The 12325-nt window shown below is 57.0% G+C and carries 14 protein-coding genes and 1 pseudogene; 2 read left to right on the top strand and 13 right to left on the bottom strand.

All coding sequences use genetic code 11. The annotated features are described in order from the left end of the window. From ADK28_RS29285 to ADK28_RS31650, 6 genes and pseudogenes are all read right to left on the bottom strand, one after another. A pseudogene (locus tag ADK28_RS29285) lies at positions 1–584 on the bottom strand (hypothetical protein); the annotation flags it as partial. Position 585: 1 nt separating this feature from the next. Next, the gene (locus ADK28_RS17595) at positions 586–1104 is read right to left on the bottom strand and encodes a YmfQ family protein (RefSeq protein WP_048796280.1); all 519 of its coding nucleotides are present in this window, start codon (positions 1102–1104) and stop codon (positions 586–588) included. Next, positions 1101–2168, bottom strand: a complete 1068-nt coding sequence (locus tag ADK28_RS17590) for a baseplate J/gp47 family protein (protein WP_048796279.1) — start codon at positions 2166–2168, stop codon at positions 1101–1103. The genes ADK28_RS17595 and ADK28_RS17590 overlap by 4 nt, the downstream gene beginning before the upstream one ends. 11 nt (positions 2169–2179) lie before the next feature. Further along, positions 2180–2530 (bottom strand): phage GP46 family protein, encoded by a 351-nt coding sequence (locus ADK28_RS17585; RefSeq protein WP_048796278.1) that lies wholly within the window; start codon positions 2528–2530, stop codon positions 2180–2182. A 60-nt stretch (positions 2531–2590) separates the two neighbouring features. After that, positions 2591–3241, bottom strand: coding sequence for a phage baseplate assembly protein V (locus ADK28_RS17580; protein ID WP_048796277.1), 651 nt, complete (start codon positions 3239–3241; stop codon positions 2591–2593). A gap of 10 nt (positions 3242–3251) precedes the next feature. Beyond that, positions 3252–3473 carry a hypothetical protein gene (locus ADK28_RS31650; protein ID WP_152929721.1) on the bottom strand — a complete coding sequence of 74 codons (222 nt, stop codon included), beginning with the start codon at positions 3471–3473 and terminating at the stop codon, positions 3252–3254. A gap of 495 nt (positions 3474–3968) precedes the next feature. Here ADK28_RS31650 and ADK28_RS17575 point away from each other — a divergent pair, with 495 nt between their 5' ends. Both ADK28_RS17575 and ADK28_RS17570 read left to right on the top strand, forming a co-directional pair. Further along, positions 3969–4970: a Mu-like prophage major head subunit gpT family protein gene (locus tag ADK28_RS17575; RefSeq protein WP_204375377.1), complete on the top strand. Its 1002-nt coding sequence runs from the start codon at positions 3969–3971 to the stop codon at positions 4968–4970. A 14-nt stretch (positions 4971–4984) separates the two neighbouring features. Then, a complete protein-coding gene (locus ADK28_RS17570; RefSeq protein ID WP_048796276.1) occupies positions 4985–5416 on the top strand; it encodes a Mor transcription activator family protein in 432 nt (143 codons plus the stop codon). A 102-nt stretch (positions 5417–5518) separates the two neighbouring features. Here the strand turns inward: ADK28_RS17570 and ADK28_RS17565 are convergent, their stop codons facing one another. The 7 genes from ADK28_RS17565 to ADK28_RS32210 all read right to left on the bottom strand — a co-directional run. Beyond that, a complete protein-coding gene (locus ADK28_RS17565) occupies positions 5519–7300 on the bottom strand; it encodes a DUF927 domain-containing protein (protein WP_161802720.1) in 1782 nt (593 codons plus the stop codon). Positions 7301–7315: 15 nt separating this feature from the next. Continuing rightward, entirely contained in the window at positions 7316–8350 is a 1035-nt protein-coding gene (locus ADK28_RS17560) for a DUF7146 domain-containing protein (RefSeq protein WP_048796274.1), read from the bottom strand. Beyond that, positions 8337–9053 (bottom strand): hypothetical protein, encoded by a 717-nt coding sequence (locus ADK28_RS17555; protein WP_048796273.1) that lies wholly within the window; start codon positions 9051–9053, stop codon positions 8337–8339. Before ADK28_RS17555 ends, ADK28_RS17560 begins: the two co-directional genes overlap by 14 nt. Beyond that, positions 9046–9558: a host cell division inhibitor Icd-like protein gene (locus ADK28_RS33045; protein WP_239686256.1), complete on the bottom strand. Its 513-nt coding sequence runs from the start codon at positions 9556–9558 to the stop codon at positions 9046–9048. The genes ADK28_RS17555 and ADK28_RS33045 overlap by 8 nt, the downstream gene beginning before the upstream one ends. A gap of 4 nt (positions 9559–9562) precedes the next feature. Continuing rightward, complete coding sequence (locus tag ADK28_RS17545; protein ID WP_048796271.1) at positions 9563–9793, bottom strand: helix-turn-helix transcriptional regulator; 231 nt, start codon at positions 9791–9793, stop codon at positions 9563–9565. A 304-nt stretch (positions 9794–10097) separates the two neighbouring features. Beyond that, positions 10098–11315, bottom strand: a complete 1218-nt coding sequence (locus ADK28_RS17540; RefSeq protein ID WP_048796270.1) for a tyrosine-type recombinase/integrase — start codon at positions 11313–11315, stop codon at positions 10098–10100. Positions 11316–11387: 72 nt separating this feature from the next. Continuing rightward, positions 11388–12325, bottom strand: a 938-nt coding sequence (locus tag ADK28_RS32210) for a hypothetical protein (protein WP_053091626.1), incomplete at its 5' end; no start/stop codon positions are given.

Here is a 12325-nt window from a genome sequence, read left to right as displayed (position 1 = left end):
ACGCCAAACATCAGTTGGGGATTGTTGGGGCTGAATACGCGCGCGGTGCCTTCGTAGAGCTGAAAACCGTTCATTGACGCGACGAGCTTGCTTTTGCCGTCGATGCCTAAAGCCTGTACGCGACTATCGCCCTTGGCTGCCGGGTTGACGTCAACGACCCAGTGGCCGGCGCCGTCTGCATCGCAGATGGCTTTAATGCCGATTTTTTTCGTCGCAACACCGTCTTCATTGTATGTATACAAGAATTCAGAAATGGTGTTGATGTCGTCCTCATGGACGGTAATTGAACCCTTGGCATTCAAAGGCCCGGTCAGGGTGCCGCCCGTTAGTGGCAAAAATTCATCACCTCCGACAGTGCCGATGATTTTTTTAATGGCCAGTAATAGCTGATTTTGTTTGCTGGGGTCAGGCTGAAAACCGGCGTCAGCCAAAACATTTTTCATTTCCTGCTGAATATCACGAATAGCACTCTGGTTATCGTTCATGAAGTCGGCATATAAAATCGTGCCCTCCACGCCGGTAGCTTCATTACCATCGTGAAATAAATTATCCGGCGTATTTACCGGCGGCATTAAATTCTGCATATCACGCCTCTTTATAAATGAAATGGCAAAACGTATGCGCGGGCTTTAAGTCCTGAAACATCGACTCCAATTGCGCCGTGCTCACCAGGTTATCGCTATGCAGGACGTTGACGCGCCAAATCCAGATGGTGTCGCGCGAGTAAAGGCGGTCGCCCATGCGATTGATGCCAATACGAAATGGCTGCGGCTCATCGATGGTGATGGTGTAGCCGAGGCTCTTGGCCAGATTGATAAAATAGGGGCGGCTCAGGCCACCGGTGGTGTTGATTTTCGCCTTTATCAGCGTGAGGCGCTCTTGCGGCGAGGCATCCGGGGCTGGCGTCAGAGCAAGGACGCGCTCCCAGTCCGGGATAAGCTCGTTAATCTGCAGCGGGACGATACCCAGGGCGACGCACCGGGCAGCATCTTCTACTTGCTGCAGGGCGTTGCCTTCGGCGTGGTGTTCAACCTTTATCTGTTCGCCGTTTGGGTCATAGGCCACCGGCGGCAGAAGATTTCCAAGCAGCGTGGCGTAACTCATGGCATCAGCTCCACAATCAGACCACCCATGCGCACCCATTCGACGCGTTCTTCATCGACCACCGGCGTGACGTTCGCCGCCGGAAGGATAATTTTCAGGTCGGTGATACCAGGAATGGCGGAAATCAGCGCCCCAATCTGGAACAGTACTGCCGTATCGCCAGGGGCCAACTGCGTGAAGTAGCTGACCAGGGTGTTCTGGATTTGGACTTTCGCATCCGCCAGTGTCAGCCCGACCAGCGCCACTTGCATGTGAAAATCTACGCTGCGCGGTGTAGGGGCCAGTACCAGGCTGTTTTTGGCCGTGACCGGACGCAGGTCATCGATATGCGCCTGAGCGGCGTCGATGGTGGCTTGTGACGGCAGGTCATTGCCGGAGGTAATGACCACATCCACAGTGCCCAGGCCACGGCGCATCGGGTAGACGTAAGCCGCCGTAACGCCAGGAACTTCCATCGCCCAACGGTGATAGTCATACTTGTTGCCGCCGGCCGGTGGCTGGCGGATAAGTTCCAGCAGGCGCGCCAGCAGGGACTCGTCGCTTTCATCATCCGTGCCGCCAGTCATGGTCTTCAGCGTGATTTGTGAGCTGACGCCTGTGGGTGCGATAAGTAGCGTGCCAGGCGTACCGTCAGGGACGTTACTGGCGATGCCGGTTGTAGTGGCGGCGGCGTTTACGGTCAGCTTACCGCCGGCATCCAGCGTGCCGCCGGTGAGCGTGGTGCCTGTCTGGCCGTTGCCATAACGGAACGTCAGCCCACTGGCCACCGGGCTGTTGGGCGTACCACTAAGCTGCGCCTGGCCACCGGCCGGCGTGGCTGGCTTCGGCGTCAGGTTACGCAACCGCGCGTGCATCAGCAAAAAATCATGGTCGGCGGTATCGGGGAATATCTGCCGCGCAATCCACTGCTGGTCCTGGTATACGCCACGCACGGCACTCGCCACAGAGCTGGCACGCACAAAAAAATCACTGTCCGGGCCGACGTCGGCTTGCGGCAGCTGGTTCTTGATGTCTCGGAGGATAGTGTCGCGAATGTCGCTGACGCTGGGGATAATATGCGGCATGTAAACCCCTTTTAAGCGACGCTTACGCGGTGGGTAAATGGCATGATTTGCCCGTTGGACTGCTCCACCTCAATCAGCAATATCAGCCAGCCGTTCGCCGGGTGCTGCGCAGTGACTGTAATGCGGCTGGCGCGACCATCGTCGAGAATGGGTTGCAGCGCCTGCTCGGCGTACTGGCGCGCCAGGGTGCGCACCCGCGCCACGTCTTTTTCCCGCTTCAGCAAGTAGAGGCGTGAGCCGAGTGTCGGGTCCGCCCACCAGGAGCCGAGCGGAACCGTCAGGCGCAGGTAAACCGCATTCTGCAGCGTGGTGGTAGCTGTGCCGGTGTAATCGCCGGTTTGAGTATCGATGAGAGCGTCCATGCCAACACTGTACTGTCGGCATGGACGGGGGAAGAGTGAACGTAGGTTAGAGGGACAATATCAGGCTTTGCGCGGTGGGCCAGACGGGCCATCCGGGGTATCGTGAATATGGTTATCCGGCAGATTTTCGGCAATCACCTTGCCCCTCGAGGTAAAGTCGCCGGATTGCTGGCTTACATTACCCTCAAATGTGGCACCGTCGCCACCCTTAATTGCCATGCCGCCGTTGCCGTTAATCGTGCCGGCTGCGGTAACTTGCGCCGTCGCCTCCAGATTCGGGGTGGTGAATTTGGCACTGTCGGTCGCGTTGACGTTGTAGTTCTTGCAGGTGACGCTGTAGGTATCGCAGGTCACATCAATCATCTTGCCGCGTTTGAGCACGATACTGGTCCCCTCGTCGGTGTAGATGGCCACCTCGCCGTTCTCAAGCCCCTGCAGACGGTAGGCGCTGTGCTCGGTAGCGATGATAACACCATGGCTGGTACGCCCACCGATGGGAATAACGACTGCCGCTGTACCGGCCGGCGGCGCACTGGTGAAGCCGTAGTGCTGGAACAGCTCAGCACCTGGCAAATCTTCGCCTGCCAGGCCGCCGACCTGGGCGGTCTGTACGCCGCCAGCGGTGGTAACCAGGTTAATCTTACCCCGGAATGCCTGGCGGACTTTGGCCAGGAAGCGGCTTATACGTTCGTCGATCAGCTTAATGTTCATATAACCAGCCTTAATATACCGGTGTGTTTTTATCGACGACGATCCAATCGTCTTTGCTTTTATGTTTTTTGCGCTTCGGATAGGCGTCCGGTATCAAGCTATTTTTCACAACAGCATGATATACAATGAAATTTAATAATGTACTTTTGCTGCAAGCCCCCAGATAAGCCCCACTTGAGATAAAAAACAGGGGTGGTTTGATTGTTTTTTGTGCGTTACCAATCTTTGCCATTCCTCAGCCATTCTTTGCTATTCCCCGCTCAAAAATGAGCAAGAATCTATCAAAAAATCATAAAAAAACTCATTTTGCTGTCGTGTTAATGCAGTGTTAAATTCCGTCGATTTTTTAACAACCGGTGTTTTGTCCGGATGCGAAAATGATAGGTACCCCACCCCTGAGCCAAAAACACCCGGTAGCGGCGACTACGTTTTTTGCCCGCAGCGAAAAACACACAGCCCTACCTTCGATTTTCGGTTGAGGTGTCCGGGGATGTGGTGAGGTGATGCGCAGGGAAATATGTGCAAGAAAAATGCATTAGGGGGATTGACGGATTTTTCACTAACGTGTATCACGCGCACGCCCGCACCTGTGAGCACAAAAAACCATGTAACAGGTGTAACGGTGTAACACGGCGTTTAATTAACTGATAAATATAACAATACCTGTTACACCTTGAGGGGGTAAAAGGTGTAACACGGGGTGGTTTTCGGTGTAACGGATGGTGTTATGCCTGCAATTTTCCCCCTGACCGGCTTCAACTCTTCAATGTTCTTTCACCCTGTAATTATTCGCCGGAACCTTAACCAGCGTGAGAGAAAAAACATGGTCATAAACAAAACTACCGTTGACAGTTTGTACGTCAGCTTTCGAATGGTGTTCAATCAAGGGATGGAAGGGGTAACGCCAATCTATCCGCAACTGGCGACAACCATCCCATCAACCACGCGCGAAGAAAATTACCGCTGGATGAGTCAATTCCCATCGCTGCGTGAATGGGTCGGGGAGCGAGTAATTAACAGCATGAGCGTTTACGGTTATGCGCTCACAAACCGCAAATATGAATCAACCATTGAGATTAGCCGTGATGACATTGCCGATGACCGATTGGGCCTCTACCCGCAAATCGTCAACGAAATGGGTGCGGCCGCGGCGCAACACCCAGACCAGTTACTAGCGGAGTTGCTACAGGCAGGGTTCACTTCAACTTGCTATGACGGCCAGTATTTCTTTGACGAGGAGCACCCGGTAACGGTGGGCGCCAATGAAACGTTGGTATCAAACTGCCAGAAAGCAGACGAACCGAAAGATGTAAAGCCCGCCTGGTATCTTATCGACAACTCCCGCACCATCAAGCCGTTTATCTGGCAGTTGCGCGAAAAGTACGAACTAAACCGGGTTAATGACCCCGGCGATTACAACGTGTTCATGACGGAAAACTTCCTGTATGGCGTTCGTGGTCGTGGCAATATGGGCTACAGCTTTTGGCAACTGGCATTCGCCAGCCAACTCGAACTAAGCAAGGATAACTTTTCTGACCTGTACACGCGCATGAAGTCACAGAAGTCAGATACCGGTCGACCGCTGGCGATTACACCGAAAATCCTGTTGGTGGGTGAGTCTAACCGTGAAGCGGCATTTTACATCGCCAAGGCCGAGACGCTGGATAACCTGAAACCCAACCCGAACTATGGCCTGGTTGACGTTATTGTTTCGCCTTACCTCGATTAATGGAGTGGTGCGCCATGTCAGAAAATAAAGACACACTGACGCTTGACGATGTTAAGCACCTCATTCCGGAATCTGGTCAGGTAATTATTAATTTAATCGGCATTGAGGCGGCGAAAAAAATCTTTATTACCTTTGGCGGCACAACCCTACCAATCCCCAAAGGGAGAAATAAAAGAGGCATACCACGATTCAACCTTATTTGTGATGCTATTGGACGGGATAAGGCATTGATGATGGCTGAGCACTTTGATGGTGAGGAAATATACATCCCGCTGTGCTCCAAGGCATTTTCAGCGATTAAGCATCATAGCATCATCACGGATTACAATTCATTGATGCGCAGCGGCATGTCTGGCAGCATGGCGGCAATTACCATCTGCCCTAAATACAATATCAGTCACAAACAAGTTTCAAAAATTATCAGTGGCAAATTGAATGCACATTGACGTAGGTTTTTTCATGCGTTAGTTTATTCAAACTTCCTCCGTTGACACAAACAAAAACACCGCCATCATCCAGCGGTGTTTTTTTATTTGTGCCGTGATTAATTACTCTTCCGGCTCGCCGCCGTCCTGCGCGGTGGTATTCATGAACGCATATACCCGCACCGTTTTGTTATGGCCGGGCATTCTGGCCGGTACCTGATATTTCCCGTTATTGTCCCGCTTGAGCATTCCAGCTTCATGCAGCACCTTGGCGGCTTTGGATGGTTCAAACCCTCTGGCTATCTCGCTGTCAAACGCACCACGGAAGACCAGATACACATCCCGCCCGTTGGTGCTGGTGCGGCGTCCTGCGGCGTTCTGCACAGTGACCATACCAATCAGCCGCTTGGCCTCTTCGTCGCTGACAAAGCGCCCCAGCGCGTTGAGCGCGAACCAGTCCTCCGCCTGCTCGACAATCCTCACGTCTTCCTGTTTGCCGGTACCCTTGCGGGTGCGCCATGCGCTGTAGCAGCGCTCAATGGCGGCGGTGGCCTCGCCGGGAGGCCAGCCGGTGATACCGTGCAGCCCGGCAATCTCCAGCGCCACCGCAACCAGCCCAAAGCGTGAGGTGACACGCCGCGCCTGCCCGGATGCATCAGCGGGGAGTTTCTGCCGCCATGCGTCGAGGGTTTCACGCAGTTGCGCGGTGACTTCCGCACGCTGATTTGTCACCACCTGTAAGAAGGCTCGCCCGGCGCTGCCGTGGAATGCCTGCGCGTGGCGCTCCAGTGCTTCCGCCAATTCACCCGGTGAGGCGCAACCGTGCAGATTTTCCCATACGCCCATTCCACACCCAGCATCGGCGGGAATGTCCGGTAAACGGGCTTCCTGCCCGGCGTGAATGCGCTTGCCGCCCGCGCCCATGAAGATATTGAGAGGGGCCTCACCGGTTGAGAACACCAGCGATTTAAACCGGCTCAATGCGCGGTTGCCGCCGTCCTTTGCCCCCTGCATTCTGCCGACGCCGTTAAACAGCCGGTACGCCGCCAATCCCACATCGTCAGCGCGGCCTTGCCCGACTTCATCAAGCCACATTAGCCCGTCATTGCGGGCGGCGGCGGCATTGGACAGCGCCAGCGGGGTGCTGTCCCAACTGAGCTTTTGCCCCTCCGGGCTACCCCAGACACTGGCCCCAATCGCTGCACTGGTCGTCTTGCCGTCGCCGGAGTCGCCAAACAGGTGAAACCCGCCAGACTCCAGCCCGGACAACCGCAGCAGCGGCGCGGCCAGTGCGCAACCTATCGCCAGCATTGCCCGCGCGTTACCCTGTGCCAGCGCGGCCACCGTGCGCCGCCAGTCTTCAACGCTGCCGGATGCGCTGTAGCTGGCGGCGTTGCTTCGGTCACCGTTGTACAGCAGGGGGCGCTCTGGCGTGCCGAGGATTTCCCCGGACGGCAGAATGTAGGCGCTGCCGCTCCAACCGCCGCTATCGGTGATGTGGTACAGGGTTTTACTGCCGTGCATCAGCAGGTAATCGGCCAGCAGTTCCAGCCGCTGCCGACTGGCGGAGATAGCCAGCCCGTTTTTTTTCAGGCTGCGCCAGCCCTCGCGGTCGCCAATGTCTGCCGCAGGCAGTGCCAGCGTGATTTCTCTCCGCTCGGATTGCGTCAGCCAGCGCACCACTCGGAAATGCTCGCCGTTCTCGTTGACGCCGCGCCCGTCGATTTCCAGCGCGTCACACAACCGCAGCGGGGCGGCATAGCCCACCGCGCCGCTTTTGCGGTCACTGGTGACACCCACGTAGTACAGTCCGCCGTCCGTCACGTCATAGTAGGGTTTCATGGCGTCCGGTGGCGCACTGGCGGCGTGCTTTAGTGTGTCGATGTCGTTTTTTGTCTTGCTCATTGCAGGGAACCCCATTTAAAACCCGTTTAAATCGCGCCGAGCGCGTTTAAATACATCTAACCAATCCTCACCCACCGTTGATGGCGTAAAAACGCGTGTGCGCGTTCCTGTGCGTTTCAGGCGACGGGCTAGCCGTTCTGCCGCCCGCTGTCCGGTGCCGCTGGCGTCGTTATCGGCAAAGATAAATACATCGGTCACCGAATCCGGCGGGGTGAGGTGCTCAAGCCCGAAGGCCGAGACACAGGCCCACACCGGCAGGCCGGTAGCCTCATGCACCGCTAGCGCGGTTTCGATACCTTCCGCCAACGCCAGCCGCCCGGACTCTGGGGCGAACAAGCGCACGGCAGCACCGCGCATCACGCCGGGGCGCACGGTGGCGAGCTTCTTGGCGGGTAACGGTCTGCCGTCTGCATCGACCAGCGGCGCTTTGTCTCCGGCACTGTTCAGGAAGGTGCGGTGCACGCCGATGAACTCCCCGCCCGGACTGGTGACACGCGCCAGCAGCGCAGGCCAGCGCCCCAATACCGCGCCGTCATGCCAGTAATTCAGAATGTGGATGTAACGCAGTTCGGAAGAGTCAGACAGGGACAGGCCACGGCGTTGCAGGTAGCGCCCCGCCGGACACAGCGCGGTCAGCGGCTTGCCTTTGTTCCACATTGCCAGCGCACCGCCGTTGTCACGCGCTACCGGCCGGGGTGTCTCGGCAATATCCGGGCGACGAACGTCCGGGGTAAAATCTGGTGCAGCCCCGCCCAGTCCCAGCGCGTGCGCCACGGCATCAACGGCGGTCATGAAGTCACAGCCCAGCCAGTGCATGACCAGCGCGAACCCGTCGCCGCCCTGACGGTCAAGGCCACGGCAGACGAACGCGCCCCGGCCATCGTCGATAAAGCTGAACCGGTCAGTGCCGCCGCACACCGGACAGGGTTTGTTGCGCCGGGTCAGCGCCTTGGCGGGCAGACCGATACGCTCCAGCACCACCGGCCAGCGCCCGACCACGGCGGCGCGGGTGTCGCGAATGCGTTGATCCACTGCGTTATTGGCCGTCATGGCACACCTCCGCTTGAGCATCGATAACCGTCCGTGCGCTGTCGCCGTACTGAATGGCGGTGAGCGCCATCCACGCCGCACGTGCATAGCTCTCGTCAAACGCGGTGGCGATGAGCACCACACCGCCATGCGTGCCGCACATCATGCACTGGATCTCGCCATTGTTTTTGTCGGACAGTCTGACCAGTCCGGGGCCGCGTTGATTACCGGTTTCGCCGCAGAACGGGCAGCGGTTGACGTTACGGCCGGCGGTGGGAAGTCCGTGAATTTTCAGGCGGCGATACACCGTCAGCCAACGCCCATGACACATTTCCTGTGCCGTTGCCATGTCGTGCAGCGTGGTGTTCGCCAGTTGGTGCGCGGCCAGTAGCTGGCGGGGTGTGTGGCCGTCCGTAACGCGGGGCGCGTCAATGATGGCATTCCGCATCAGCGGACGATGTTGCTGCACAAAGTCAGCCAGCCGGAAGGTTTTGAAGGTGCCGCAGCGGGTCAGACAATTCAGGTGCGCGATGCGCTCAGCCTGAAAGTAGGCGACCACCTCCAGCCGTTCACCGTTACCCAGCCCCTGAAACCACTCGCCCACCGCAGGCAGGCGAGTGAACAAGGGGGCGCTCATTCGGATGTTGGCTGTCATGTCGCAGGGAAAATCCGGCTTGGCCGTGTCGATGTCGTTCCACGGTTGATACTGCGTGCGATTAGCCATGCTGCACCGCCTTGGCCGGGATGCGGCCAGCGAACAGCAGCACGAAATCACGCGCCAACAGGCGGCGAGCGGTCAGTTCATCGGGAGCGGTCACAGATTCACGGTGCGGAACGGCGTCGAGGTCAGCGCGGCGCACGGCGAGGAAATAAAAAACAAACTCAGGGGAATTCTGGGTGTAGCGGGTCATAGCCATGATAACGGCCTCACAAGTTGATTTTTCAACCTGCCTCCCGCTGCAAAACGGGGTGGCAGGACGTGGCGGGGTTTGCAGACTGGCACTTGTGAGACCAGCAGGCGCGAAGGCCTCCCCGCCACGTCCCACCATAATTCTGGCGCAACATGGCAAATCACGGACATAAAAATACCGCATTACGGATTGTTTGCGGTTGTCCGCACAAGTGTTCAGGCTGCAAAACCCGACTGCCCAATGTGGGGCAGCGGTGAAACGATAGCCGCTTGCTGAAAATCCGTCAACGGAAAATTGCGGGTCAGTGAAATTATTCATGCCGTTACCCCTGCGTACTCAGTAACACCGGGGCCAGCTTTTCCAGCCACGCCCGCAATTCTTCCGCGCGGTAGCCGTTGGCGTTGTCGCCCATCTTGACCGGTGCGGGGAATTTCCCCTTTCTGCGCCAGTGCCACAGCGTGCTACGGGCGACCGGGGCCACATGGATCAACACGTCTTTTTCTCGCACCAGACCGGTTTCCGGCAGGGTGAATGCTGCGCTATCTCGTTTCATGGTCAATGTCCTTGCGTTGACGGTCAGTAAAACCGTATCGAACGCCATTGAACCGGATAGAGCAGGCGGCGAAGAGGTGAAGCCGGTCAGGGGGTAATTACCGGCGTTACACCTGTTACACCTTTTTCAATCCCGGTGTAACAGTAGGTGTAACGCCATATTTGTATTAATACTCAATAAGTTAACTAATAAAAAAGTAGTCTGTTACACCGTTACACCTTTTTTAGCCTCGCGCGTGTAGGTGTTTTTTATTTCAGGCAAAAAAAAGACCGCTGATTAGCGGTCATGTCAGACGTGGTGCGGCTCAGGCGTTGGATACCCGCCTGAAATCGACCGGCACAACCGCGCCGGAGACTTCGCTACCATCAACAAAATCAGCCCACCACTGCATGATGCGGGTACGTTCTGGCAGGTACTGCGCCCGGTTGTAGGCCGCTCGCACCTTGTTTCGCTCCACGTGTGCTAACTGGCGCTCGATGGCATCCGGGCTGAATCCGTGTTCGTTGAGTACCGAACTCGCCAGCGCCCTGAATCCGTGCGGCACAGCCTTACCCCGCCAGCCAAGCCGAATCATGGCCGTGCTTAACGCATTGGTGGTGATGTGTTTGGCTGCGCTACTGCTGGGGAACAGGTAACGGCTTTTCCCTGACAGCGCCCGCAACGATACCAGCATGGTAAGCGCCTGCTCAGACAGCGGCACAAGGTGGTCACTGCTCCCCTTCATGCGGCTGGCGGGGATGCGCCACAGTCGTTTCTTTTCGTCGAACTCCTCCCATTCTGCCCCGCACAGCTCAAAGGGGCGGACGAACGTCAGTAGCAACAGGCGCAGCCCCCACTTGGTGAAAGGGTGACAGGATGAAGCATCCAGCCCAGACAGAAAACGGGGAATATCGTCCACTGGCAGGGCCGGTCGATGGCTTTTTTCCTGCCGGGATACCACGCCGGTAAGCTCACTGGCCGGGTTGTGCTCAATGAGCCCGGTTTGCACGGCAAGGCGTAACACCTGCGTGATGTACGACAGGTTCAGGGCGGCGATACCCTGACCGTGTTTGCGCTCCAGTCGCCGCACCAACTCCAGTACATCAAGCGGGGTAATATCCGTGACCCGCATGTTACCCAGCGTTGGCAGCACGTCACGTTCAATGCGCAGACTCTGCTTGAGGTGAGTCCGCTCTGTTACACGGTCTTTCCGCAATCGCTGCCACTCAGCGAGCACGGCGCTGAATTTGTTCATTTCAGCCCGCTGCTCTGACCTCATGTGTTCCTGCTTGGCCCTCGCAGGGTCGTTACCCGCCGCCACACTTCGGCGGGCATCTATCGCCAAGTCCCGCGCCTCAGCCAGCGAGATGGCGGGATAGTCGCCCATCGTCAATTTTTTCTCTTTGTTAACAAAGCGATACTTGTAACACCACACCTTACGCCCGGACGGACGCACCTCAACATACAATCCGTATCCATCGTAAACCTTGTACGGTTTACCCCTTGGAGCCGCGCCCCGCAAGGCTTTGTCGGTTAATTTCATGGTCATTTTTCCTGTTTAAAAATCATAGCAAGCCCCACTTTGTTAAAACCAAGCCCCCAATCAAGCCCCACTTCAAGCCCCACTTTTAACGAAACTGTATGAAACGCTATAAAACCGCATCGAACAAAGCAGGCTTATAAAACAGAGGGTTAGGGGTGATTTTAAAACCGTATGAAACGCTATAAAACAGTAGATTAGATATGCGTCCGGTATCCAGACCCCGTCTTCCTTGAGGGTAAGCGTGGTCTTTTCCCCAGCCCCCAAACTGCCCCCGGTGAAGTTGCGTTTCATCAGGAAGAAAATGGCGTCGATGCCGTGCGGTTCGCTGACCACGTGCACGCGCTGGCCGGGTGTCCAGGGATGACCGTTCGGGGCGCGCAGCCCGCGCACGGCGACAGTGAGCGTAAAGCCCGCCAGACGTGCATCGGCCTGTGCCTTACGGGCGCGGAACTCCACTTCCTGCTGACTCTGCGCATCGTGAGTGACGATGATTTTTGGGCGATAGAGCGCAATTTGCGAGTCGGAGACCGAGGCGCGCATGGCATTCTGTCCGTCCTCGTCGCCGCTACCGTGTTGCTGGGCCAGGACTGTAGTCTGGGAATAACGGCGGGCGATGGACTCATCCTGCGTGATGCTCAGAATGTTGTTGCCCTGGCCGCTGTAGTTCATCACCAGTGTCCCGACCGGGGGCGTGGTGTAATCCGGGCCACCGATCACCAACGTGCCGTCCGGGTCCGTCCAGGGCCACAGACCGCTAGCTTCTGCTGCCTGGGTCAATGCCTCCCAGGCAGTCATGCCTGGCTCAATACTGGTTTTGGCGCTGGTCAGTGGCTTGGTGGCCGCGATACGGATATTGGTGATACCGAACGGCTTCACGATTTTGGCGATCACTTCCTGCAGCGTCATCTCGCAGGCGGTAAATATCGGCGCGGAACAGTCAACCAATACGGCATTGGCATCACGGCCTGACATCAGCAGCAGGTGTTGATTTTGCTGGATACCGTGGCGCA

Origin of the sequence: Serratia sp. 506_PEND, from assembly GCF_001076875.1 — a bacterium.
Classification (GTDB): Bacteria; Pseudomonadota; Gammaproteobacteria; order Enterobacterales; family Enterobacteriaceae; genus Serratia; species Serratia marcescens.
Note: the sequence above shows the minus strand (reverse complement) of the source record. Positions and strands in the feature narration are given on the sequence as shown.

Coding starts and splice junctions, on each gene's coding strand:
- ADK28_RS17590 (WP_048796279.1), bottom strand. CDS start 2,168: ATGCCGCATATTATCCCCAGCGTCAGCGACATTCGCGACACTATCCTC.
- ADK28_RS17575 (WP_204375377.1), top strand. CDS start 3,969: ATGCCTGCAATTTTCCCCCTGACCGGCTTCAACTCTTCAATGTTCTTT.
- ADK28_RS17585 (WP_048796278.1), bottom strand. CDS start 2,530: ATGGACGCTCTCATCGATACTCAAACCGGCGATTACACCGGCACAGCT.
- ADK28_RS31650 (WP_152929721.1), bottom strand. CDS start 3,473: ATGGCAAAGATTGGTAACGCACAAAAAACAATCAAACCACCCCTGTTT.
- ADK28_RS17540 (WP_048796270.1), bottom strand. CDS start 11,315: ATGAAATTAACCGACAAAGCCTTGCGGGGCGCGGCTCCAAGGGGTAAA.
- ADK28_RS17595 (WP_048796280.1), bottom strand. CDS start 1,104: ATGAGTTACGCCACGCTGCTTGGAAATCTTCTGCCGCCGGTGGCCTAT.
- ADK28_RS17545 (WP_048796271.1), bottom strand. CDS start 9,793: ATGAAACGAGATAGCGCAGCATTCACCCTGCCGGAAACCGGTCTGGTG.
- ADK28_RS17560 (WP_048796274.1), bottom strand. CDS start 8,350: ATGACGGCCAATAACGCAGTGGATCAACGCATTCGCGACACCCGCGCC.
- ADK28_RS33045 (WP_239686256.1), bottom strand. CDS start 9,558: ATGAATAATTTCACTGACCCGCAATTTTCCGTTGACGGATTTTCAGCA.
- ADK28_RS17570 (WP_048796276.1), top strand. CDS start 4,985: ATGTCAGAAAATAAAGACACACTGACGCTTGACGATGTTAAGCACCTC.
- ADK28_RS17580 (WP_048796277.1), bottom strand. CDS start 3,241: ATGAACATTAAGCTGATCGACGAACGTATAAGCCGCTTCCTGGCCAAA.
- ADK28_RS17565 (WP_161802720.1), bottom strand. CDS start 7,300: ATGAGCAAGACAAAAAACGACATCGACACACTAAAGCACGCCGCCAGT.
- ADK28_RS17555 (WP_048796273.1), bottom strand. CDS start 9,053: ATGGCTAATCGCACGCAGTATCAACCGTGGAACGACATCGACACGGCC.